Source organism: Thioclava sp. NG1 (assembly GCF_003122275.1).
GTDB classification, from domain to species: domain Bacteria; phylum Pseudomonadota; class Alphaproteobacteria; order Rhodobacterales; family Rhodobacteraceae; genus Thioclava; species Thioclava nitratireducens.
Genome location: NZ_QFBB01000004.1, coordinates 158,438 through 180,739 on the forward strand (window position 1 = coordinate 158,438; position 22,302 = coordinate 180,739).

At 64.1% G+C, this 22,302-nt stretch carries 21 protein-coding genes; 17 read left to right on the forward strand and 4 right to left on the reverse strand.

The window, feature by feature from the left end; translation table 11 throughout:
* The first annotated feature begins 14 nt into the window (after positions 1-14).
* Genes DEM26_RS09030 through DEM26_RS09090 form a run of 13 tightly spaced genes read left to right on the forward strand, consistent with a single transcriptional unit; the run spans position 15 to position 15,794 of the window.
* Entirely contained in the window at positions 15-617 is a 603-nt protein-coding gene (locus DEM26_RS09030; RefSeq protein WP_109172222.1) for a hypothetical protein, read from the forward strand.
* Positions 614-2,839: a hypothetical protein gene (locus DEM26_RS09035; RefSeq protein WP_109172223.1), complete on the forward strand. Its 2,226-nt coding sequence runs from the start codon at positions 614-616 to the stop codon at positions 2,837-2,839. Before DEM26_RS09030 ends, DEM26_RS09035 begins: the two co-directional genes overlap by 4 nt.
* Complete coding sequence (locus DEM26_RS09040; RefSeq protein ID WP_109172224.1) at positions 2,839-3,432, forward strand: hypothetical protein; 594 nt, start codon at positions 2,839-2,841, stop codon at positions 3,430-3,432. The genes DEM26_RS09035 and DEM26_RS09040 overlap by 1 nt, the downstream gene beginning before the upstream one ends.
* A complete protein-coding gene (locus DEM26_RS09045) occupies positions 3,429-5,879 on the forward strand; it encodes a hypothetical protein (protein WP_109172225.1) in 2,451 nt (816 codons plus the stop codon). Before DEM26_RS09040 ends, DEM26_RS09045 begins: the two co-directional genes overlap by 4 nt.
* Positions 5,876-8,701 (forward strand): hypothetical protein, encoded by a 2,826-nt coding sequence (locus DEM26_RS09050; protein ID WP_109172226.1) that lies wholly within the window; start codon positions 5,876-5,878, stop codon positions 8,699-8,701. The genes DEM26_RS09045 and DEM26_RS09050 overlap by 4 nt, the downstream gene beginning before the upstream one ends.
* Positions 8,698-11,184, forward strand: coding sequence for a hypothetical protein (locus DEM26_RS09055; RefSeq protein WP_109172227.1), 2,487 nt, complete (start codon positions 8,698-8,700; stop codon positions 11,182-11,184). The genes DEM26_RS09050 and DEM26_RS09055 overlap by 4 nt, the downstream gene beginning before the upstream one ends.
* Complete coding sequence (locus tag DEM26_RS09060; RefSeq protein ID WP_109172228.1) at positions 11,181-13,811, forward strand: hypothetical protein; 2,631 nt, start codon at positions 11,181-11,183, stop codon at positions 13,809-13,811. The genes DEM26_RS09055 and DEM26_RS09060 overlap by 4 nt, the downstream gene beginning before the upstream one ends.
* Before the next feature lie 40 nt (positions 13,812-13,851).
* The gene (locus tag DEM26_RS09065; RefSeq protein ID WP_109172229.1) at positions 13,852-14,088 is read left to right on the forward strand and encodes a hypothetical protein; all 237 of its coding nucleotides are present in this window, start codon (positions 13,852-13,854) and stop codon (positions 14,086-14,088) included.
* A complete protein-coding gene (locus DEM26_RS09070) occupies positions 14,081-14,260 on the forward strand; it encodes a hypothetical protein (RefSeq protein WP_109172230.1) in 180 nt (59 codons plus the stop codon). The genes DEM26_RS09065 and DEM26_RS09070 overlap by 8 nt, the downstream gene beginning before the upstream one ends.
* On the forward strand, positions 14,257-14,670 hold the full coding sequence (locus tag DEM26_RS09075; RefSeq protein ID WP_146194449.1) for a hypothetical protein: 414 nt from the start codon (positions 14,257-14,259) through the stop codon (positions 14,668-14,670). The genes DEM26_RS09070 and DEM26_RS09075 overlap by 4 nt, the downstream gene beginning before the upstream one ends.
* Positions 14,670-15,284 carry an N-acetylmuramidase family protein gene (locus tag DEM26_RS09080; RefSeq protein ID WP_233243059.1) on the forward strand — a complete coding sequence of 205 codons (615 nt, stop codon included), beginning with the start codon at positions 14,670-14,672 and terminating at the stop codon, positions 15,282-15,284. The genes DEM26_RS09075 and DEM26_RS09080 overlap by 1 nt, the downstream gene beginning before the upstream one ends.
* Entirely contained in the window at positions 15,281-15,589 is a 309-nt protein-coding gene (locus DEM26_RS09085) for a hypothetical protein (protein WP_109172233.1), read from the forward strand. The genes DEM26_RS09080 and DEM26_RS09085 overlap by 4 nt, the downstream gene beginning before the upstream one ends.
* A complete protein-coding gene (locus DEM26_RS09090; protein ID WP_146194450.1) occupies positions 15,537-15,794 on the forward strand; it encodes a hypothetical protein in 258 nt (85 codons plus the stop codon). Before DEM26_RS09085 ends, DEM26_RS09090 begins: the two co-directional genes overlap by 53 nt.
* Positions 15,795-16,011: 217 nt before the next feature.
* On the opposite strand, the gene fliP is transcribed toward DEM26_RS09090, so the two are convergent.
* From fliP to fliF, 4 genes are read right to left on the reverse strand one after another with little or no spacing between them, the layout of a single operon-like run.
* Positions 16,012-16,803, reverse strand: coding sequence for a flagellar type III secretion system pore protein FliP (fliP, locus tag DEM26_RS09095; RefSeq protein ID WP_109172235.1), 792 nt, complete (start codon positions 16,801-16,803; stop codon positions 16,012-16,014).
* Position 16,804: 1 nt separating this feature from the next.
* Positions 16,805-17,083 (reverse strand): FliM/FliN family flagellar motor switch protein, encoded by a 279-nt coding sequence (locus tag DEM26_RS09100; RefSeq protein ID WP_075775273.1) that lies wholly within the window; start codon positions 17,081-17,083, stop codon positions 16,805-16,807.
* Positions 17,076-17,672, reverse strand: a complete 597-nt coding sequence (locus DEM26_RS09105; protein ID WP_109172236.1) for a FliH/SctL family protein — start codon at positions 17,670-17,672, stop codon at positions 17,076-17,078. Before DEM26_RS09105 ends, DEM26_RS09100 begins: the two co-directional genes overlap by 8 nt.
* On the reverse strand, positions 17,672-19,300 hold the full coding sequence (gene fliF / locus DEM26_RS09110) for a flagellar basal-body MS-ring/collar protein FliF (protein WP_109172237.1): 1,629 nt from the start codon (positions 19,298-19,300) through the stop codon (positions 17,672-17,674). Before fliF ends, DEM26_RS09105 begins: the two co-directional genes overlap by 1 nt.
* 121 nt (positions 19,301-19,421) lie before the next feature.
* On the opposite strand from fliF, the gene DEM26_RS09115 reads away from it, so the two are divergent.
* From DEM26_RS09115 to motA, 4 genes are all read left to right on the forward strand, one after another.
* Positions 19,422-19,913, forward strand: coding sequence for a flagellar basal body-associated FliL family protein (locus DEM26_RS09115; protein ID WP_075775270.1), 492 nt, complete (start codon positions 19,422-19,424; stop codon positions 19,911-19,913).
* 11 nt (positions 19,914-19,924) lie between these two features.
* Positions 19,925-20,278, forward strand: a complete 354-nt coding sequence (locus tag DEM26_RS09120; protein ID WP_075775269.1) for a hypothetical protein — start codon at positions 19,925-19,927, stop codon at positions 20,276-20,278.
* Between the two features lie 95 nt (positions 20,279-20,373).
* On the forward strand, positions 20,374-20,877 hold the full coding sequence (locus tag DEM26_RS09125; protein ID WP_146194451.1) for a MotE family protein: 504 nt from the start codon (positions 20,374-20,376) through the stop codon (positions 20,875-20,877).
* Between the two features lie 76 nt (positions 20,878-20,953).
* Positions 20,954-21,823 (forward strand): flagellar motor stator protein MotA, encoded by an 870-nt coding sequence (motA, locus tag DEM26_RS09130; RefSeq protein ID WP_075775267.1) that lies wholly within the window; start codon positions 20,954-20,956, stop codon positions 21,821-21,823.
* Positions 21,824-22,302: the final 479 nt, after the last annotated feature.

Sequence of the window (22,302 nt, forward strand, 5' to 3'; positions counted from 1 at the left end):
TTCCGGAGGTACGCATGGCCTTTTCCGCTGCCACGTCGATCATCGTCGCTCAGGCGTTTCGCTATCTCGAGCTCGCACCGCCGAGCTCGTTTGGCGATGACAGCGAGAAAGCGCGCGACGCGGCGGAGATGTACCCGCTCGCCATGTCCTCCTGCCTCGCGGCCTGCGACTGGAGCTTCGCCTCGGTCTCGGTCTCCCTACCCGCGCTGGCTGCGCTGCCCGCCGGCATCGCAGCTGAAGACGCCTATCCCTACAGCTACCAGCTCCCCGGCGATTTCGTGAAAATGCAGGAGGTCGGCGACGGTGATGTCGATTTCCGGATCGACGCGAGCGGCCTTCTGCGCGCTGACGCCCCTGCGCCCTTGCGCGTGCGCTTCACCCGCCGCCTGAGCAATGAGGCGATCCTTCCCGCAGATTTCCAGGACGCTGTCGCGCTTCGCCTCGCCTGCTATCTCGGCAACCGCGATATCGGCACCACGTCGAAGCTCGATCGACTTGAGCAGCTCGCAAAGATGCGCCTGCAGGATGCGATGCGCGGCGATCGCGGCAACGCCTCCTCACAGCGTTATGATGGCCGCGACGATGACGGCTTCTGGGCCGACGAGGTGACGCTGTGACCCGGTCGGCGCCAGCACAACGCTCCTTCGCGAGCGGCGAGGTCTCGCCGCTTCTGTGGTCGCGCAATGATTACATCCGCAACCAGACCGGGCTGCGCACCGCGCGCGGCTTCCTGCCCCTCCTCGAGGGCGGTCTCACCCGCGCGCCGGGGACCTGGTACAAGGGCCGCACCAAGGGCGATCAGGCTCCGCGCCTGATCCCGTTTCAGTTCGCGATCGACGACGCGCTGATCCTCGAATTCATACCCTTCGTCATGCGGGTTTGGCGCTATGGCGCGCTCGTCGAAAAGGATGGCGCGCCCTACGAGCTCGCGATCCCCTATGACGCCGCCGCGATCGAGCGGATGACCTATGTCCAGTCGGCCGACGTGATCTACATCGCCGATGGCGCGCGTCCGGTGCAGAAGCTCAAGCGCTTCGCGCTCGACAACTGGGCGCTGGAAAAGGCGGCCTTTAGCAATGGCCCCTTCAGGGTGCAGAACCTCGACAAGGATTTCACGATCTCGCTGGCCTATTCGGCCGCGGGCGATCCCGAAGTCGATCTGACCGCAAGCGCCGACGTATTCACTGCGGGACATATCGGCGCGCTCTTCATGTTCGAGCCTCAGGGCTATGAGAACATCGCATTGTGGACGTCGAATACGGATGTCGCGGTTGGCGATTACATGCGTAACGGCGGCAAGATCTACAAGGTGACCGCAGGCACCAATACCGGCGTGCAGCCGCCGATCCATACTGACGGGATCGAGCTCGCCGATAAGGGAAAAGGCATCAAGTGGGAGTTCATCAGCGACGGCAAGGGCGTCGTCGAGATCACCGCCGTGACCGATGCCACGCATGCCACTGGGAACATCACCCGAAAGATGCCCCCGAACCTGGTCGGTGGCTCGACCTATCGCTGGTCCGAGGGCGCATGGTCTGATGAGCGCGGCTACCCGGCCTGCATTGAGATCTACGATCAGCGCCTTGTATTGGCCGCCAGCGAAAGCGAGCCGCGCACGCTGTGGTTCTCTTCCGTCGGCGGCTACACGGATTTCGAGCCCGGGGTCGAGGCGGACCAGAGCTTTGCCTACACGATCTCGGGCCAAGCCTCGATGAACCGGATCATCGGCCTGCGCGGGGGCAAGCGAGCGCTGCATATCTTCGCGATCGGGCAAGAGCTCTCCACTCGATCAGATAGCCAGAACCAAGTAATCGGCCCAACCACGACGGTGATCGGCGTCGACAGCAGCTATGGCAGCTCGGGCGCGGTCCCGATTGCCCCCGATGGCAACCCGATCATCATCTCGCGTGACGGGCGCCGGGTGATGCAGATTTCGTACTCCTTTCAGGACGACGCGAACACGACGACCGACCTTTCACGGGCCGCTGCTCATTTCGGGGAAGAGATCTTCACGCAGATCGCCTGGCAGGGCTCGCCGCAGCGACTGGCTTGGATCACGCTCGCAAGCGGCGATCCCGTCGTCATGCTGTTCAACCCAGCCGAGGAAGTGCTTGGCTGGGCCCGCGTGCCGCTCGCCGGCGGCATTGTCGAGAGCTTGGCCGTGACCCCGGCTGGCTCCGGAGACCTCGACACGGTGACGATGGCCGTGCGGCGCACCGTCGATGGCGAAAGCCGCTGCTACATCGAAGAGCTCGCCGATATCTACTCGGCCTCCCCGCTCGCGGATTTCTACGACATCAACCACCTCTTCGCCGGCTTCAAGATCCCGACCACCAGCGCGGAGACCAGCTTCTCGATCCCGCATCTGGCGGGCGAGACCGTATATGCCTGGACCGATGCTGGCGAATTCGGGCCGCTCGACGTCGCGGCGGATGGAACGCTGACGCTGCCGCGCGCAGCAAGTCGCGGCGTGATCGGCATGTTCGACACCTCGCACCAAGCGGAAACGCTTGGTGTCACCGCGGCCTCTCCCGAGGGCGACATGACCGGCCGCAAGCGCCGACTGCATGCGCGCGTGGGCGTGGCGATCATGCGTACTGCGCAAGGCTACATGCGCGCGATCGAGCGTGACTTGCCGCATGCAGTGCGTGAGCGTGACCGGGTCGCGATCGTCCCGGCGCAGGTCAGCGCCGATCTCACCGAAATCTATAGCGGCGAAGTCGCCGTGGACGTCGAGAGCGGCATGGCGACGGAAGTGTCGCTGCGTATCGAGCCGCATGGTGGCGCACCGCTGACCATCACCAAGATCACCCCCACCATTCAGGAGGCCGGTCGGTAATGTGTAACCCCGCCTTTCTAGCGCCATTGTTCGGCACCGCTGGCGCGACGGCTGCCGGTGCCACCGCCGCCGCATCCCTCATCCCGGCAGCTGGAAGCGCAGCCGCGGCGACCGCTGGCGCCGCCGCCACCGGGTTTTCGGCGCTGCAAACGATCGGCACCATCGCCTCGATTGGCGGTACGCTCTATTCCGGCATCGCTGGCGCCAAGGCCGCGCAAGCGCAGGCCGATGCGATCGGCCAGCAGATGGAGACCGAAAAGCAGCTCAACGCGATCGAGGACAATCGGCGCCGCAAAGAGATGCGCAGCGCGATCGCGCAGCAGCGTGCTGAGCTGGCCGCGCGTGGGGTGCAGCTCGACAGCCCGACCGCGATCGCGCTGGGGCAGGCTGCCGGCCGCGAGCTGTCCTTCGAGAGCCAAGCCGTGCGATCGGGCGGGCAGGCCAAGCAGATCGAGCTAAGCTCCGCCCGCAGAGCAGCGCTGGCCGATAAGACCACCTCCTGGCTGCGCGGGACCACCTCGGCGGCCGGCAAGTTCCTCACGGCCGCACCCGAGCTATGGCCGGGCTTTGCACGTGGCGGGGTACTGCAATGAGCCTGACGGTTCCGAAAGCCGGCGTCGTCGCGGGACGCTCCGCGACCCCGACCATCTCTCAGCCTGATATCGGCGGGGCCGTCGCTGGTCTCGGCGACACGATGATGAAGGTCGGCACCGAAATCGCGCACGAGCAGCGTCAGCGCCAGTATTCCGAAGCGCGGATCGAAATGATGAAGGGGCTCAACGATCTGCGGTTGGAATTCGACCAAGTCGGCGACCCGGATGTGATCGATCGCGAATTTCCGGCGCGTGCGAAGGAGCTCAAGGCCCAGATCGTCGGCAAGCTCGATCCGCATATCCAAGAGGATGCGAGCCTCCTCTTCGACGAGCTCGAGGTGCCGCACAGCGCGGCAATCGGTCGCCAGGCGATCGGCTTGCGTCGCAGTGTCTCGATGGCGCAGCTGGCCCGCACCACCCAGACGACGGTTGAGACGGCCGGCACGGCAGACCCCGCCACGCAGGCGACCTATGTCGACATGCTCGACGAGCATCTCAATGACCTCGTCGCTAACGGTACGATCACGCCCGAAGATGCTCAGCTTCGTCGCCAGAAGGCGATGTCTGAAATGCGCACGACGCGGGCAACGAAGCTGCTCAGCACTGATCCGCAGGCGCTGATCGACGGGATCGACCAGGGCGAGTTCTCCGGAATGGACCCGAGCCAGATGCAAGGGTATCGCGCCCGCGCCACCGCGCAGCTCGCGGCTGATGCGAAGGCGGCGCAGGTCGAGGCCGACCGCGCGCAGAAGGAAGCACTCAGCCAGGCGACCTCGTTCCTCAAGGATGGCGCGACGGTCTTCGGTAAAGGGCGCGCCTGGACCGGGGCCGATCAGGCCGATCAGCTGCTCAAGGATCCGCTCGTCGCAGCCACGCCGGAGGCGCGCGAGTATATCGGTGCGCAGAAGCTCTTCGAGCTGATGCCCGAGTTCTCAAAGCTGCCGATCGCGGAGAAGGAAAAGGCGCTCACCGAGCAGCGCAAGAAGCCGATCTCGGAAGGGTTCGAAGCGGATGTCGCCGAGGCCATGCAGAAATCCGTCGATGCCGATCGCAAAGGCTTTGCCGATGATCGCTTCGCCTATGCCGCCAAGATCGGCCTCAACCCGGCCCCGGCCTTGCCTGACCCCGCCACGGCAAGCGCCGAGGAGCTGAGTGCCGCGATCACGAAGCGCGCGCAGTATTCGGCCTCGCTGACCCAGATGGGCTATGTCGACGACTTCAAGCTGTTCAGCCCGGAAGAGGCCGCCGTCTGGAAGGAGAAAGCCGGGCTCGATGCGCCGCCGGCCGAACGCGCAAAGCTCGCCATGTCGCTCGCTGGATCTCTCGGCAAGGACGTCTCCCGTGTCGCCGGCGAAATCGACGCCGGGCCGATCTTTGGCTATGTCGGCGGACTCCTCGCGCATGGCGGCACCGAGAGCCTGGCGCGCGAGATCTTCTCCGGTCAGCGCGCGATGAAGGACAAGGATGTGAAGATGCCGCCGGTGTCGGAGCGGCGGCAGACCTTCTTCAAGGATCTCACCGGCCTGTTCGACGACGGCACACGGGCGGGCTCGCGAGATGAGACCAAGGTGCGCAATGAAGTGCTGGCCGCCGCCGACGCGCTCTACGCCTATCGCGGCCGTGGAAATCCTAGCAGCATGGACGGACAGGTGGATCAGGCCGCCTATCTGCAAGCCGTGCACGAAGTTATGGGCGGCTCCGGCAGTTTCAACAGCTCGGACGCGCGCGGTGGCATTCAGGAAATCCGTGACCACGTCACGATCTTGCCGTCCAACATCAAGGGCGGCGATGTCGAGGATGCGATCGACTGGGTCCGCAATGTCGGTGGCACGAATTTCGGTGAAAAGTTCTGGCGCGAGATCTCCACCACCGGAGCCATACCGCAAGTCGGCGGCGAGGCGCTTTCGGCCCATGGCAATGATGCGACGTGGAGCAACACCTATCTGCGCGCCGTCGGCGGCAGCACCTACAACCTGATGGTTCATAACCCGGCCACAGGGCGCGAAGAGTATGTCTATGGCGATGACGGCGCACCGTTCGCAGTCGACATCCGGCCCCTCCTCACGAAGATCCGAAAGCCTGATGAAGCGCCCGGCGGTCCGAGCATCCTAACCGGCGCCGATCTCATTCCCCAAGGTATGAAGGTCCGGCCGTTCGACAATCGTGTCGATACCCCCAAAGACATGGGCTACGGCGGGCCGTCCACGGAGCTTGAGGCAACCGAAGACGCCCCTGACGGCGGGTACTGGAACATTCCGACCATTTGGTTTGACCAGAACGGAACGCCCAAGGTGTACGACCGGGTGGATGCTGCGCGCTTTGCCCGGCAATACGAGGCGACCACCGGCAAGAAATTCCCGCGGTTTGATACGATCGCCGCCGGCGAGAAAGCGGCAAAGGCGCGTAGCGCTCAGGGCGGCGCAGGCGTCGGGAGCTTGGCGCAATGAGCTGGTTCCTCGATCGCACGAATGAAGACAAGCCCGAGCTCGAAGGTGCGATCCCGTCTGGGCTCGATCAGTTTCTGGGGTCGATCGAGAGCAGTTACTACGCTCAGGACAGCCACAATCGCCGCGAGAAATACCGGATCGACCTTGAGAACGAGATGGTCGATGCCCTCGGTGGCTGGGACAAGGTGCGCCCCCAAGATCCGAACCAGCCATCGCAAGGTGCGCTCGGATTGCCGCAGGTCGACGCCGACTATCTCGGCGGTCTCATCGCGACTGCGCGTGAGACCGATCCCGGCAAGTACGCCAACCTCCCGACAAACCGCGACGAGTTCGAGCAGGAGGTGAAGCGCCGCTACACCCGCGACCAGGAAGAGAACGACGCCACCCTCGCACGCGGCAGCAGTTCGGTCACGAAATTCGCGGGCTCGCTCTTCGGGGCAGCCACCGACGAATACTCGCTCCCCCTGCTCTTTCTGGGCGGCGGCGGATCCGTCGCCCGGGTCATGGCCATGGAGACGTTGCTCGGCGCAGCGGGCGAGGTGCCTGCGGTGATCAAGCAGAATGACGTCCGCACGTGGCAGGGCAAGGATCCGGTGACGCCCGGCGAAGCAGTCGCCCAGGTCGCGATCGGCGGGGTGGCTGGCGGTCTCTTCGGTGGTGCCGTCGCGGGGATCTCGCATATGCTGCCGAAGATCACCGGCAAAACTGGCCCGGCCCGCAAGAGCGTGATCCGCGGGGTCGAGTATTTCCGCGAGCGCGTGCGTGGCGAGGGGGCGAACCGTCCGGCGGAGCTGACCGGCGGCGAATATTCCCAAGGGATTGATGCGGCCGAGCAGGCCCTGCGCACCGGGCGCATGCCGCCCGTCGGCAAGGATGCCCCGCAGAACTGGGCGCAGATCCGCAACGGGATTTTCGCGGGCGAGAGCGGCGGGGATTACAACGCGCTCTTCGGCTTTTCCAACCGCGAGGGCGGGCCGTTTTCCGATGTGAAGATCTCGGAAATGACGGTGGATGAAGCCATCGCGTTCGCTGACCCAAACGGACCGTATGGGAAGTGGGTGAAGTCGAAAAATGGTGGCGTCATCTCGACGCCAATGGGCGCCTATCAGATCGTGGGCTCGACGCTGCGCGCGGCCAAGAAAGGTCTCGGCCTTAAGGGCGATGAGATCATGACCCCCGCCCTGCAAGAGCGGCTCGGCCAGTACATCTATCGCGTGCAAGGCACAGAGGCTTGGAAAGGCTATCGCGGTCCGCGCGACAGCTTCACGCCAACCGATGGCGGTAGCTACCAAGGCGTCGCGTCGACGGGCGACGGCTTTTTCGACCCGCGCGTGGGCCGCGAAAGCGGCGCGCGAGGCACAAGCGATTTCCCGAGCGAGATCTCGACGCCCGCTGGCACGCGCGTGCCGGTCGAATGGAAGATCGTCGACATGGCCGATCTAAAGGCCGCCAGCGGTGACCTGCAGCCGCGCGATCGCTCCCGCGCAGCCAGCGATGCCCAGATCGGCGAGATTGCCGCGCGGCTCGACCCGCAGCGCTTGATGCCGTCGCGCGAAAGCGATCGCGGCGCGCCGATCGTCGGGCCCGACATGGTGGTCGAGAGCGGCAACGGCCGTGTTGCCGGGCTCCGCCAGGCAATGGGGCAAAACCCGGAGGCCTATGCCGCCTATGTCAATCAGATCAAGGGCGTGGCTAACGTCCCCAAGGGCGTAAAGAACCCGGTTCTTGTGGGCGTGCGCAAGGGCGAGCTGGCCCCGGCCGATCGCGTTAAGTTCGTGCGCGAGAGCAATATGAGCTCGATCGCGCGGATGGCGCCTACCGAGCAGGCGAAGTTCGATGCGGGTTTCCTCGATCAGCGGGCGTTTGACGCCTATGTGCCAGGCGCCAAGTTCAACGCCCCCGAGAACGCGCCCTTCGCGCGGCGCATGCTCTCGCTCATCCCGGCGGAAGAACGCAGCGCCTTCCTTGCGGCTGACGGCACGCTCAATCGCGATGGCATCCGCCGCGTGCGCGAGGCGCTCTTTGCGCGCGCCTTCGAGGCGGATGATCTGATCAAGATGTTCGCCGAGACCGAGAGCAAGCAGGTCGAGAGCCTGATCGGCATGCTCGAGCAGATCGCGCCCGACTGGGCTTATTTCCGGGCAGCCGTCGAGGCGGGGCAGATCCGCCCCGAATTCGACATCACGCCGCAGCTGATGGAGACGGTGCGCGTGATCGCCAAGGCCCGCAGCGGGGCACGTGACGGGCAGAGCGTCATCGCCGCGATCCGGGACAAACTCGCCCAGGGCGACATGTTCGCCACGCGCGACGATCTGAGCGAAGCGCTGATCGATGCCTTCTACAAAGGCGAGCGCGCGCGGGCGCCGTCGGCCACCGAGGAGATCCTGCGCCGCTACGCCGCCGAGGCGGCGCAAGTGGGCCGCGCCGACATCGGAGATCTACTGGGCGAGCCTGTGACACCGCATGACGCGCTGCGCGCCGCTGTGGATGGCTACGACGGCAAGTCGCCCTTCGAGCCGATGGCGGGCCGCGCAGCACCCTCCGAGCCGCTGAGCGGCCCTGTGGAGCCGCTGCAGGACATCTCGGTCGTCGATCCCGCACGCTACGCTGAGGGCGCGCAGAGCGCCGCTGCGGAGCGCGTGGACGCCCGCCTGGCCGATGAGCTGACCGCGGGGGATGTCGCTGGCCCCGACAAGCCCTTCCGTCTCAGCGAAGACAAGGCCAGCCCGGAATTCACCATGCGCGACGTCCTCGATGATCTCGACGCCGATCAGCGGCTGATCGAGCGCATGTCATTTTGCAGCACAGGAGGGGGCGCATGAGGTTCGACGCCTGTATCGACGCGGCCGTGCAAGCCGGAGAAATCGACGCCGAGCGCGCTGCGGCCGTGAAGGCCGACTATCTCGATCAGATCGAGCGCTACAAGCTGGGCGGTATGAACGCGGCCGAGGCTCAGATCGCGGCCGGCGAGGATGTCCTCGAGAGCTTCATGAAGCGCGCTCGGGCGCGCCGGCACGCCACGCTGCGCCAGCTCGAGGTCATGGGCCGCAACGAGGCGCGCTATGCCAATGCCCATGAGAAAGACCCCGATATCGTGCTCAAGGATCTCGAATGGACCGAGGCCGAGTTCCATGGGCTCGAGCGTCAGTTCATGGGCGGCATCCGCGATTTCCTCGAAACGCACCGCACCAATATCATCGGCCAGGTGCGCGATCGGGCTCAGCTGATGGAGGTGACGCGCGAGCTGCATGGCGAGGCCTCCGGCAACGCTGCGGCCAAGGAAGTCGCCGATGCGATCAAGGCGCAATACGAGCGGGCCCGTACGCTTGCCAATGCGAACGGGATGGATATCGGCAAGCTCGAAGACTTCGGGGTGCCGCATAGCCATGATGCCGACAAGATCGAGCAGGCCGGTTTCGAGCAGTGGTCGCGCGATGTGTGGGAGCGCGCCGACTGGCACCGGATCGAGAACTTCGCGACCGGTAAGCCCTTCAGCTTCAAGTCGGGCGTGAAGCCTTTCTATGACGATGTGCGGCCCTTCCTCGAGGATATCTATCGCGGCATCGTCACGCGCGGCTGGGACGATCGGGCGCCCTCGATGGGCTTGGGCGCGCGTGCCCTGAAGAACTCGCGCAACGCGCACCGGGTTTTGCACTTCAAGTCGGCCGATGACTGGATGGCCTATAACGAGCTCTTCGGGCGCGAAAACCCCTTCGAGGGCGTGATCTCGCATCTGCGCGGCATGGCGCGTGATATCGCCCTGATGCGCAGCTTCGGGCCGAACCCGAAAGCCGGGCTCGAACACGCGATCCAGGTAATCGAGCGCGACACGTCGACGATCGGCGGAGAAGCGGGCCGCAAGGCCTCGGCCCTCGCGCGGCGAAAGGCGGCCAAGGCCCGCGTTATGATGCGGATCCTGTCGGGGGAAGCGAACCAGCCGGCCGATCATGCAATGGCGACCCTGCTGGCTGGCACGCGCAACCTGCTCACGGCGGCGCAGCTCGGCTCGGCCAGTCTGAGCCAGGTAACCGATGTGGTTTCGATGCGGATCGCGGCCAAGGCAATTGCCCTGAACCCCAATGCTCCGATCAAGACGATGATCGAGATCTCGACCAAGGGCCTCGATCGGCAGATGGCCAAGGACTTGGGCTATGTGTTCGACACCTGGTTCGACACCGGCGCGGCCCAGGCGCGCTTCATGGGCGACATCTGGTCGCCCGAGCTGACCGAGCGGATTTCAAACGCAGTGCTGCGCGGCAACGGCATGGCCTTTCTGACCGATCGCGAACGCGTTGCCGTCTCGATGGCCTTCGGCTCCGACCTTGCCGATCGCGCCGGCCGCAGCTTCGACGCGCTCGAGCCGGAGCTGCGGACCTTCATGGAGAACCGTGGCATCAGCGCCAGCGACTGGGACGCCCTGCGCGCACCCGAGGCGATCTATACCGACCCGCGCGGCGGCAAACATCTCAACCCGAACTGGTTTCTCGAGCACACCACGCTCGATCGCGCCGAGGCGGAGGACATCGCGATCCGCTGGTCGGGGCTCTGGCAGGCGCATCAGGAATACGCAATCCCATCGTCGAGCCTTCGCGGCCGCGCGACCTTCCTCGGCGACAGCAAGCCCGGCTCGTTCATCGGCGAGCTGGCCCGCTCGAGCATCATGTACAAGAGCTATTCGCTCTCGGTGTTTTTCAACCAGCTCCGGCGCGTGCGCGAGATGCAGGGCTTCTGGACAAAAGCGACCTATGCCACCGCCTGGGTCTCATCGATGACGCTGATGGGCGCGCTGGCGGTGCAGCTGAAGGAAATCGCCAAAGGGCGCGACCCGCGGCCGATGGATGACACGCCGTTCTGGATGGCGGCGTTCATGCAGGGCGGCGGCGTCGGCATCTTCGGCGATTTCTTCGCCTCCGAGACGAGTCGCGCCGGTGGCGGCCTGGCAGAGACGCTGGCCGGCCCCGTGGTTGGCATCGCCGGCGACGTGACCCGGGCCGTCGCCTCGAACGCCGCGCGGATCTCGGAAGGCAAAGCACCGCTGATCGGCCGTGACCTGGTGAAGATCGCGCGGCGCTACAACCCGGCCGCGACCTTCCAGCCGCTCTTGCCAATCCCGACGCGCGTCGCACTCGATCGCATGCTCTGGGACCAGATCCAGCCCTTCCTGGACCCGGAGGCCGACAAGCAGTTCCGCCAATACGAAAAGCGCCTCGCGCGCGACTTCCGCACCACCTCCTGGTGGGAGCGAGGATCTTTCCTGCCCGAACGATCGCCTGACCTGAACAACGCACTCGGAGACGCTCAATGACCGTCGAAAGCTACGCACAGGCTCCGGCCTATACTATTTCGGGCGTCGGCCCCTACCCCATCCCGCATCCCTATCTGACGGGCACCATCGTGGCCTATGTGCTGATCGAGGACGTTCCCACCCAGCTCGACGGGGCGGATTTCAGCGTCGATCCGGCAACTGCGGCCGACCAGGGGAACCTCCTTCTAACCGCTGCCGCTGCCACCACGCATGATGGGCGCACGCTCTGGGTCGATCGCGCGACGCCCCTCGAGCAGGGATGGATGGCTCGCGATGACGGGCGCGAGGCGGGAATGGAGGCCCAGCTCGATCAGGACGTGATGGGCGCTCAGGAGGATCGTGTCCAGATTGGCGCAGCGTTGCGCGCACGCAAGCCGATGGCCGCATTCGATCCCCAGCCTGGCCGGGTTCCGATGGTCCGCGCCGATGGGCTTGGTTGGGAAAACGGACCAACGGCTGATGAAGTTGAGGCGGCACAGCAGTATGCGACGAATTCCAGCGACAGCGCCGCCCTATCGGAAAAGTGGGCGCAGGGAACAGAGCCCGGTGGCCCCGGAACGAAAAGCGCGAAGGAGTGGTCTGACCTCGTCAATCTTGGCGCGCTCGATGATGCGAAGGCGGCAACCGCTGCTGATGCTGAAGCCACCGCTGCCGATCGTGTGCAAACTTCTGGTTACGCTACAGCAGCCCAAGACGCGGAGGGCGGCGCCGTTGCCGCCCAAGCTGCGGCTGAAAATGCCCGTGACCTCTCTGAAACCTATGCGGGAGTGGTGTCTCGCGCCACCAGCGTTGCGGGTCTCACTGATCCAACCACACTCACCGCCGGTGACAAGGGATATGTGAGCGGCTCCGGTGATGAGGCGGTTGATGGCCTATACGAGGTGCAGTCCAGCGCATGGGTTCGGATCGGCGATGCCAACAGGATGCCTTACGGCTCGACTGTCGGGGATATTGTTCGGCGCGGTGCCTCTGGCGTTTGGGAGGCATACAACCCCAACCGCGATGAGCCGGAGGGCCGCAGCCTTCTCAATCACTACTGGCCCTGTGACGAAGGGCATGGAACCATACTGAAAGATGTTATCGGCGGTGTCGACATTGATACCTCTGATCTGACGTATTCAGGAACGAACACGGGTGGCTCGATCTATTGGGCGGATGATGGCGTGCTGACTTTGGAGAACGCGTGGGTCGGATCGCCCAACACAGTCACGGCCCAGACGATCTTCTTGGTCTACGAGATAGATGTTCTTCGGGGGCACTACTTGCTTACTTTCCCGAGGAACACCGACTCCATCCTATCCACCTACTATCGCAACACTCTAGCGCGCGAGCGCTCTATAAGCGGTCCCGGCATCCGTGATTTCGAGCGTCGTCTCAGCGATGGTGCGGCGCTCAAGGGCGAGGCCATTGGCGGGTTGACCGGGATCTGGGCGGAGAAAACCGCGCAACAAACTGGCAGCATTTTCCTCGGGGCCAGCCGGGAAGATGGAGCGGGCGCTGTGCCTTATCCCTATCGCGTAGTCTGCGTGGCCACAGCCTCGGGAACGCTCACGCTCGACGAGGCCAAGAAGGTGCGTAGCTTCCTCGCTAAGCAATTGGCCAAGCGTGGGCATTATCTCACACCAGAGGTCTGCCCGAAGCGGTGTGCCGTCGCACTGTGGACGGGGGAGAGCACGCACCACACTTCCCTGGTGATGGACACCGATCCGACGCTCACCGCAGACCCCAGCCTTCGGCAGCGGTACTACGGCAATACGTTTTTGACGGGCGTGGATAAGACGATAGCCGAGGGCGATCAGGTTCGCACATTTGAGCAGCTGACCTACCTCGATGGTCGCGAGACCTCAAACGGCCTATCGACCGGGAATGAGGGTGTCGGGCTCGGCTACAATGACAGGGCCGCGAAGATGGGGCCACTCAAGGGTTTCGCGGATCGTCACCTCTATGCGCCGACGCCGTTCAAAATTCCGATGTTCCATATGAAGCTGGCAATCGGTGGGACACTTCTTGCTCCGGTAGGAACCGTTCTGTCAGATGGCAGCACCTTGAATTCTGCATCCAGCCGTCTGCCCGATGATGGTGGCATAAACCTATTCTCTACCGTGCTGGTACAGGGGTTCCTGCAATACGAGGCCGAATTGCGGCGCATGGGCTATGGCATCGAGTTCATAACGGATTACTGGGCAGAGGGGATTAACGATGCCTTCAGGCTCGACGCGACGACACTGCCAGACGCCGCGACCTACCAAGGATGGTTGCAGCTAGAGCACGATCGCAAGAAGGCCCGGCTCGGGATCGATCCGATGACGACTGTCCTTCTTGTTCCGCACCTCCCGGTGCCGGGCCAGCCCGAAACCGAGGCGGCGCAACTCGGCGTGGTGACGTCCTACCCTAACGACGCGGACGGTCAGCGGCGCTTTGCGAACTTGCTCAAGATCCGCACCGCCTGCCGGGACTTCGCGGCTGCCAACGCGGACGTCACCGCTTTCGAGGGCGATGATTATGAGCTCAATACGGCAAACGGGGACGATGTACATCCGAGCCTCAAGGGGCTGACGGACATGGGCGCGACGTATCGTCTTTTCTTCGATTACGACACCGCAATCATCGAACTCTTCGCGGCGTGATTGATGTCGTTCAGCAGCATAACATTTCGGACAAGGCGCGATGAACATTCCCTTTTCTGACATTCTCGATGCGCTCGGCGGCGGCCTCTCCGCCGTCGTGATCTTCTTTCTGGGCTACGCGGTCGTGATGCTCTGGAAGGCACTCAGCGCCGAACGCGCGGGGCGAATGGATGATCTTCGCGACACCTCTGCCCAGATGCGCGATCTTTTGGTCACGAACCACCGCGTCCTCGATGCGCTCACCTCCGAAATCAAGGAGGGCAACGGCAATGGCTGACTTCTGGCACACCCTCTTCGGCCGGTCCCAGCGCAGCCAGCAGACGGCCGAGATCGCGACACAGATGAAATCCCAAACAAGCGCGGAGGTGCGCAAAGTCGAAACGCGAGCCGAGGCATTGATCGCGGAGCTTGAGCGGGCACGACAGAAGAAGAAAGGCGAGAAGCAATGAGTGAAGGACTGGCGGCAGCGCTGTCGATTTTTCAGGTAGCGGGCCTCTTGCTCGTGGCCCGCGGTTTCTGGCCCATGTTGCTTGGCTCAAGCGACCGAAGGGTCCACCACATGGCCTGGGGCGTCTCAGCAATGGTGACGGCGATCGCGCTGCGCTCCGCTTACTGGGACGTGCTTCCGATCCTCATGGGCTCAGCCTGGCACCCCGGGGGACCGTTCGGACGCGCGGCACCCAATATCGTCTTCGGCCTGCTGGTGGTCGCGAGCGTCTACCACAAGCTCGCGCTGCTGCGCGAGATGATCCCGGCCGAGGAGCGCACCCGCTATTCGCTTCTCTCTGCTCCCTTTTACCCACGAACAATCTGCGTGACCCGCCTCGCCGCGGCGCTGCGCGACGTATGGAGGAAATGATGCAATTCACGGGAAAAGCCCTGCGTCTCGCCGACATCGATCTCCCGCGCATCGGCGCACTGATCGGTGTCGGCGAGGACGAGATCCATGCCGTCCTCGATGTCGAGACCAGCGGCAGCGGGTTCGACGCTCACGGGCGGCCCAAGATGCTGTTCGAGCCGCACATCTTCTGGAAGGAGCTCGGCCCCGGCGCCAAGCGTGATCGCGCTGCGCGGGAGGGCCTCGCCTATCGCCACTGGGGCGAGCAAGGTTATCCCCGCGACAGCTATCCGCGCCTGGTGCAGGCAATGAAGATCGACACCGAAACCGCGCTCCGTTCGGCATCTTGGGGCCTCGGTCAGATCATGGGCTTCAACCACGAAGCCGCGGGATACAACACCGCACTCGAGATGGTCGAAGCTTTCACCGAGAGCGAGGCGAACCAGCTCGACGGCATGGTCGACTTCATCAAGGCCACGCATCTCGACGATGAGCTTCGTGGTCACGAGTGGGCAGCGTTCGCTCGGGGCTACAATGGCCCCGGATATGCCCGGCACGGCTATCACAAGCGCCTCGCTGCCGCCTATGCGCGATGGGCTGCAATCCGCGACACTCCGTTCGAGATCGCCTCATGATCTGGTTCGCTGCCAACTGGCGGACGGTCCTCCTGTCGCTCCTCGCCGCGGCACTGGCGATCGTCATCGTGTGGGCGTCCTGGCAGCGCGCTGACATCGTCTCGCTCAGGGCGGAGCGCGACCAGCTCGAGACCAGGGTCGAGGCCTACAAAGAAGCGACCAAGCTCCGGCGTGTGGACGACATGCGCCGTGCCGAGATCTCCGCCGGCGCGGAGCAGTTCGACCAGGACATGGCAAAAGAGGAGGGCGGCGATGCGCCCCTGGGTAATTATCTCGCTACTGGTGCTCGCAAGCTGTGGCCCTAAGCCCCGCGATCTCGCGGGGCTCGACGCGCTCGACCTCGAGCCCTGCGGCGGCTGGATCGGCGCCACGCCGCGTGATGACAAGACCCTCCTGAAAGCCGCTGCGGCCGAGAAGTTTGGCCGCTTGTGCGATGAGAGCAAGCTGCAGGCGGTGCATGACTTCCGAGAGGCCATCCAGGCGCGCGCGGCGGGTCTGAGCTCACCATAGGTCTGCGTCGGACGCGACCCTAACCCATTGAAAAGACTTAAAGTGAAAACACTATGGCTAGATGCTATGTAGTTGAAAACGCTACATATGGTAGTGACTTTTAATCAGTGGGTCGCAGGTTCGAATCCTGCACGGCTCACCATCACCCTCAGAAACCCGGGCTTCGGCCCGGGTTTTTGCGTTTTGGGGTCTGCGGTTACGTGAGCCGCTCTCGGCGTCAGAAATAACTGCGCACCAAGGCCCCCGAGAGCAGCACCCAGCCGTCGGCCACCACGAAAAAGGCGAGCTTGAACGGAAGCGCCACGACCGCGGGCGGCACCATCATCATCCCCATCGACATCAGCACCGCCGAGACGACGAGGTCGATGATCAGAAACGGCAGGTAGACGAGGAAGCCGATCTGGAAGGCGCGCGTGACCTCGGACAGCATGAAGGCGGGCACGAGGGTCGAGAGCGGCGCGGCATCGAGGCTTGTCGGGGCTCCCGTCGCGGCGGTGCCGTTGCGCAGATCGGCCAAGGCCGCGAAGGTGTCGGGATTCGTGCGCCCTGCCATGAAGATGCGGAAAGGCTCTATCCCCTTCGTAAACGCCTCCTGCCAGTCGATCGCGCCTTCGACCAGGGGCTGGCCCGCGACGCGCCAACTCTCAAGGAAGACAGGCTCCATGATGAACCATGTCAGGAATAGCGCGAGGCTGATGATCAACATGTTTGGCGGCGACTGCTGAAGTCCGAGGGCTTGGCGCAGAATCGACAGCACCGTGACGATGAACGGGAACGCAGTCACCATTATCGCGAGCCCCGGCGCGAGGCTGAGAAGTGTGATTGCCGCGATGATCAGCAGCGAGCGCCCGGCGAGGCTGTCGCCCTCCCCGACAGAAAGCGTGATGTCCTGGGCCTGCGCCGGCAGGGCCGCGAGGATTAAGGTTAAGGCTGCCAGCAGGACAAACCTTGGCGCGGGAGAGCGCGCGAGGGGGACGTCGGGAACGGCAAAGGGTAGGCGGCGAGGCATGTCACAGGCCGTTTTGCAGATCGGCCACCTCGGTGAGCCGTACCGCAAGCTGCCCGTCGCTGCCGTCAATCTCGGTCAGCTCGCCGCGCGCGATCAGCTTGTCTCCCACGTAGAGTTCAACCGGGTCGTCCACTTTCCGGTCGAGGGACAGCACCGCATCGCGCTTCAGGCGCAGCAAATCGCGCACCAGCGGGCGGGCCTTGCCGACCGAGATGGTGATCTCGATCGGCACCTGCGTGAAGGGATTGGCGGTCGAGGCATTCGGCGCGGTCTCATTCATCGGGCTTGTCCTTCGCGGTGGCGGTGAAATAGGTCGTGACCGCGCGCGAAATGGCGGCGATGACGGCGTCGAGATCGACGCGGGTCTCGGTATCGGCGAAGCGCAGATAGACCTGCCCTTCGCCAAGGCTGGGCTCCGCGACGAATGCGAGCGGCAAGTCTGCGCGCGGCGCCAGCGCCTCTTGGATCTGCGGCAATGCGGTCGGATTGCCGACCACCGTGATCGGCCTCGCGCAGAGATCCCCGGCAATCGGCATCAATTGCTCGGCCACGACGGCGCCAAGCGACGCACGCGCGAGCTCGGGCAACAGTTTTCCGCAGATCTCGAGCAGAAGCGGCTCGAGCGCACCGAGCATGTGCTGGCGCGCCTCGTTATAGGTGAAGCCCAGCGCCTGCAGGTTGCGCCCGAGATCGCCGTGAAGTCGCGCGGTTTCGGCGTTTTGCGCGGCGACCGCATCGTCCCAGCCTGCCTGGTAACCGGTCTCGAACGCAGCCAGCTTGGTCTCTTCCAACTCGGCCGGGTCGAGCGCGATTTCACCCGCCTCGCTCGCCTTCGGCTCAAAGGATTCGAGTTTCAGCCTTTGGCCCATCACGCTTTCTCCGACGGTTCTTCCATCCAGCTACGCAGGATTTCGACGGTTTCGGCCTGACGCTCCTCGATCATCTTCTTGAGGCGGTCAACCGGATCGGCAGGGCGGTCGAGATCGAAATCCGTCTGTCGCGCCATCGGTAGATCCCCGAGGTCGAAGTCGGACACCAGCTGCATGTTCATATCGGGCATCTCCCCATCGTCGATTTCACCGGTGAGCGTCGTTGAAGACCGGGAGTTTTCCTCTGACGTGGCATTTGGCGCCGGCAGTTCCGCGGCTCCTTCTCGGGTTTTCTGCAGCAGGATCGGACGCGCGACGAAGAGGCCGAGCACAAGCGCAACGATTGCGAGCACCGCGATCTGGATAATCTGCGTCAGATCGAGGGCCATGCTGTCGATGAATCCGGCGCCAGCGAGGGTCCCCGCTTCCGGCAGCGCCTCGAACTGCATGGAGCGCAGCGTGATCACGTCGCCCCGCGCCTCGTCGAATCCCACCGCGGAGGCCACGAGCTCGCGCAGATCGGCCAGTTCGGCATCGCTGCGCGGCGTCCAGCTAGGTGTCCCGTCGGGATCGGTGCCGCGCACCCCATCGACCAGCACCGCGACGCTAAGCCGCTTGAGAGCGCCGGGCTTGCGAAGCAATTCACGACGCGTCTCAGAGACTTCGAAGTTGGTGCGCGCGCGCGTCTCGCTCGTACGGCTTTGCGACTTGCCGGTCGCGCCAGTCCCGTTGTCGGGCAGGTTGGAGGCCACGGTCGTCGCCGGGGGTGTCGTCGAATCGGAGGTTTTCGAGGTTTCGGACGTGTCGGTCGCGATCGCCACCCGGCCCTGCGGGTCGAAGCGACGCTCGGTGATCGCCTCGCGCTCTGTCACGGTGTCGAGCGCCACCTCGACCACGGCATTCCCGGGACCGACGCGCGCCTCCAGCAGCCGTTCGACGTTCCGCTTCAGCGCCAGAGCGCGAGTCTCCCCGCCGCCGGGCAGCGCGGGATTGTCGCTGAAGGGAATGAGCCCACGCGCCGAGTCGATTACCGAGACATCTTCGGGCGTCATGCCGGTTACCGCCGAGGCCACGAGATAGCGAACGGCCTTCGCCTGCGCAGCGCTCAGCCCCGCAAGAGCCGGCGTGATCGTCACAGAGGACGTCGGCTCAGGCGTTCCGCGAAAAGGCGCATTCGTCGGATTCGCGATATGCACGCGCGCCGACCGAATAGACGGCACCGCAGCGATAGTTCGCGCCAATTCCCCTTCTTTCGCGCGCCAATAGGCGGCGTCAAACATCTGCGAGGTCGTGCCGAAGCCCGAGAGCGAATCGAGCAGCTCATAGCCTGCGCCACCGGTCGCGGGCAGACCTTGCGAGGCGAGAGTCATGCGCAATTCGTCCCGCTTCGGCGCGGCGACAAAGATCGAATCGCCGCGCACCTCGTAGGCCACCCCGCGCTGTTCGAGCGCGGAGATCACCTCGCCCGCCTCCGCGCTGCCGAGGCCCGCGTAAAGCAAGGCCAGCGTCGGCTTCGACGCGATCGATCCGATTGAGAAGACCGTGGCGACCATCGCAATCACACCGAAAACCGCGGCGAGTTTCCGGCGCATATCCAGGCCAGCCCAAGTGTCGATGAGTTGCTGCAAGACGAACCTCCAGAGAGCGGGCGTTCTGCCCGGCGTCACGGGCACCTTCCTTCATTGCGATTAACAATCGGTTAGTCCGACTCGGCTATTCCAAGCCTCGACCCGACACAGCGAGGCCCCCATGACGGAAGCAACTGCCGAGGCGGACGAGCCGCCGAAGAAGAAGACCAAGCTGATGCTCCTGATCGGCCTCGTCCTCATGCTTATGCTGGGGAGCGGTGGGTTCTACGCGGTCTATTCGGGGCTGGTTCTCGCGCCTCCAGAGGCCACGCATGCCGCCGCTGCGCCGGAGGCGCATACACCGGAGGCACTTCCCGACATCGCCTATGTCGCACTCGACCCGCTCGCAATTACGCTGAGCGGCGCCTCCGCGCGCCATCTGCGCTTCGCGGCGCAACTCGAAGTGCCGAGCGCCTATGAACATGACGTAGAGCTGTTGAAGCCGCGCGTGATGGACGTGCTGAATGGGTATTTGCGCGCCGTCGACGTCAGCCTTCTGGAAGACCCGAGCGCGATGATGCGCCTGCGCGCGCAGATGTTGCGACGGATTCAACTGGTCACCGGAGACGGGCGCGTGCGCGACCTTCTCGTCATCGAATTCGTGCTGAACTGAGGGAGAGGCTGATGCAATTCCTTGCCGAAATCACATCCGGGCTCGCAGCCTTGGCGGCGGCGACCTATTGCTTCGTGCTCGCGCGCAGGCTCAAGCGTTTCAACCAACTCGAAACCGGGATGGGCGGGGCCATCGCCGTGCTGTCCGCGCAGGTCGACGACATGACTCGCGCGCTTGAACGGGCGCAGGCCACCGCGGGCACATCCGAGCGACAATTGCGCGCGCTGACCGAACGCGCGGAGGCGGGGGCGGAGAAGCTCGAGCTGCTTCTGGCCTCCCTGCATGATCTTCCCGAAGACGGTGAACCACGCCGCCGCGTGCTGCGCCGGCGGCAACGCGAAACGGATATCGAGGCCGCGCAATGAACCGCGCAGCCGAACGCAAACCCGGTAGGCGCAGGCCCCGCCCGGGCCGCGGTGCCCTCTGGATCATCGCTGCGCTTTTTGTCCTCTCCGGCGGCATGCAGCTTGCACAGAGCGGAGCTTGGGCGCGCGATACCGCGGAACCAGCGCACGAGACACAGGCGACAAAACCGCAGGACGGTTGTATCGACGACGCCGGGTTCACGGCGATGCTCGCCGATCTCAAGGCGCGGGAAGCGAAACTGGTCGAACAGGAAGGACTGCTTACTGACCGCCGCAATGCGCTCGCCCTTGCCGAAACCCGCTTGGAAAAGCGACTGAACGATCTCGTCGCGGCGGAAGAGGCGCTGTCCAAGACCGTCGCCGTGGCGGAAGAGGGTGCCGACAAGGATGTCGGAAAGCTCGTTGCGCTGTACGAGAACATGAAGCCGAAACAGGCCGCGCCGCTTTTCGCCGAAATGGACCCGAATTTCGCCGCCGGTTTCCTCGCGCGCATGCGCCCCGCCGCCGCCGCTGCGGTCATGGAGAGTCTCGAACCCAAAACGGCCTACGCGATCAGCGTGCTGATGGCAGGCCGCAACGCGGGCGCACCGCGCAACTGAGCGATGTTTGAGGCTCTTGGGCCTTTCTTAAACCGAATCATCCAAAGTCGCCCGAGAGAAACGGAAGGGGCTTTCCATGATCGGCGTCATCGGGATCGTGATCATCTTCGTCATGGTGTTCGGCGGCTATGTCGCGGCGGGCGGCAAGATGGGGATTATCCTCAAATCCCTGCCTTTCGAGATGATCATGATCGGCGGCGCAGCCGTGGGCGCCTTTGTACTCTCGAACGACCTGGCCTCGATCAAGCATACGCTGAAGGATGTCGGGAAGGTCTTCAAAGGCCCCAAATGGAAACCCGACGACTATCGCGATCTTCTGTGTCTTCTGTTCGAATTGATCCGGCTCGCCCGACAGAACCCCGTCGCAATCGAAGAACATATCGAAGATCCGGAAAAATCCTCGATCTTCGGAAAATATCCGAAAATCCTCCACGATCACGAGGCGGTCGACATCATATGTGACACGATGCGATCGGCTTCGATGAACTACGACGATCCCATGCAGGTGGAAGAGGTGCTCGACAAGCAACTCGAGGCAAATTACCACCATGCCATGCATTCGAGCCACGCTATGCAGTCGGTGGCCGACGCGATGCCCGCCCTCGGGATCGTCGCGGCAGTGCTCGGCGTGATCAAGACGATGGGCTCGATCGATCAGCCTCCGGAAATTCTCGGCAAGATGATCGGGGGCGCGCTTGTCGGAACCTTTCTCGGCGTGTTCATCGCCTACGGATTCATCGCCCCTTTCGCGAGCCGGATGAAAGGGGTGACCGACGAAGACAGCCACTTCTACAAGCTTATCCGCGAGGTGTTGATCGCCAACCTGCACAACCACGCGACCAATATCTGCATCGAGGTCGGTCGCCAGAACACGCCCCACCATATTCGCCCCAGCTTCTCCGACCTTGAGGAGGCCTTGAAGTCGGTGAAGTCGGAGGCGGCATGAGGCTCTGGTTCGCACTTCTATTTCTGCTGCCCCTCGCGCCGGCACATGCAACGGTGATTCCGGTCAAATCGGGGGAGCATGACGGCTTTTCCCGCCTTGTCGTCTATCTACCGGCATCGGCGAGCCGGGCAATTACGCCTGTCGATGGGGGGATACGGATAGATACTGACGCCCCCGAGCCGCAATTCGCGACCCAGAACATTTTCGAGTTGATACCCCGTGACAGATTGCAGGCGCTCGCGGCACAAGCCGATGGCGGGTTGTTTCTGAAACTCGCGCCCGGGGTCGCGCCTGAAACCTTCTCGCTCGAGAGCGGCGCGTTTGTCATCGACCTCAAGGATCCTTCTCCAGGTCAAAACGTCCCCCCGGTAATTGCGACGGGTGAACATCGATCGCAGACCACGTCAACGAAGCCCCCACCAGCCTCTCGGCCCCGCCCGAAAACCGTTCAACCCGTGAGGATCGGAGACGACTACCTC

Coding starts and splice junctions, on each gene's coding strand:
- DEM26_RS09030 (WP_109172222.1), top strand. CDS start 15: ATGGCCTTTTCCGCTGCCACGTCGATCATCGTCGCTCAGGCGTTTCGC.
- DEM26_RS09040 (WP_109172224.1), top strand. CDS start 2,839: ATGTGTAACCCCGCCTTTCTAGCGCCATTGTTCGGCACCGCTGGCGCG.
- DEM26_RS09045 (WP_109172225.1), top strand. CDS start 3,429: ATGAGCCTGACGGTTCCGAAAGCCGGCGTCGTCGCGGGACGCTCCGCG.
- DEM26_RS09050 (WP_109172226.1), top strand. CDS start 5,876: ATGAGCTGGTTCCTCGATCGCACGAATGAAGACAAGCCCGAGCTCGAA.
- DEM26_RS09055 (WP_109172227.1), top strand. CDS start 8,698: ATGAGGTTCGACGCCTGTATCGACGCGGCCGTGCAAGCCGGAGAAATC.
- DEM26_RS09060 (WP_109172228.1), top strand. CDS start 11,181: ATGACCGTCGAAAGCTACGCACAGGCTCCGGCCTATACTATTTCGGGC.
- DEM26_RS09065 (WP_109172229.1), top strand. CDS start 13,852: ATGAACATTCCCTTTTCTGACATTCTCGATGCGCTCGGCGGCGGCCTC.
- DEM26_RS09070 (WP_109172230.1), top strand. CDS start 14,081: ATGGCTGACTTCTGGCACACCCTCTTCGGCCGGTCCCAGCGCAGCCAG.
- DEM26_RS09075 (WP_146194449.1), top strand. CDS start 14,257: ATGAGTGAAGGACTGGCGGCAGCGCTGTCGATTTTTCAGGTAGCGGGC.
- DEM26_RS09080 (WP_233243059.1), top strand. CDS start 14,670: ATGCAATTCACGGGAAAAGCCCTGCGTCTCGCCGACATCGATCTCCCG.
- DEM26_RS09085 (WP_109172233.1), top strand. CDS start 15,281: ATGATCTGGTTCGCTGCCAACTGGCGGACGGTCCTCCTGTCGCTCCTC.
- DEM26_RS09090 (WP_146194450.1), top strand. CDS start 15,537: ATGCGCCCCTGGGTAATTATCTCGCTACTGGTGCTCGCAAGCTGTGGC.
- fliP (WP_109172235.1), bottom strand. CDS start 16,803: ATGCCTCGCCGCCTACCCTTTGCCGTTCCCGACGTCCCCCTCGCGCGC.
- DEM26_RS09100 (WP_075775273.1), bottom strand. CDS start 17,083: ATGAATGAGACCGCGCCGAATGCCTCGACCGCCAATCCCTTCACGCAG.
- DEM26_RS09105 (WP_109172236.1), bottom strand. CDS start 17,672: ATGGGCCAAAGGCTGAAACTCGAATCCTTTGAGCCGAAGGCGAGCGAG.
- DEM26_RS09115 (WP_075775270.1), top strand. CDS start 19,422: ATGACGGAAGCAACTGCCGAGGCGGACGAGCCGCCGAAGAAGAAGACC.
- DEM26_RS09120 (WP_075775269.1), top strand. CDS start 19,925: ATGCAATTCCTTGCCGAAATCACATCCGGGCTCGCAGCCTTGGCGGCG.
- DEM26_RS09125 (WP_146194451.1), top strand. CDS start 20,374: ATGCAGCTTGCACAGAGCGGAGCTTGGGCGCGCGATACCGCGGAACCA.
- motA (WP_075775267.1), top strand. CDS start 20,954: ATGATCGGCGTCATCGGGATCGTGATCATCTTCGTCATGGTGTTCGGC.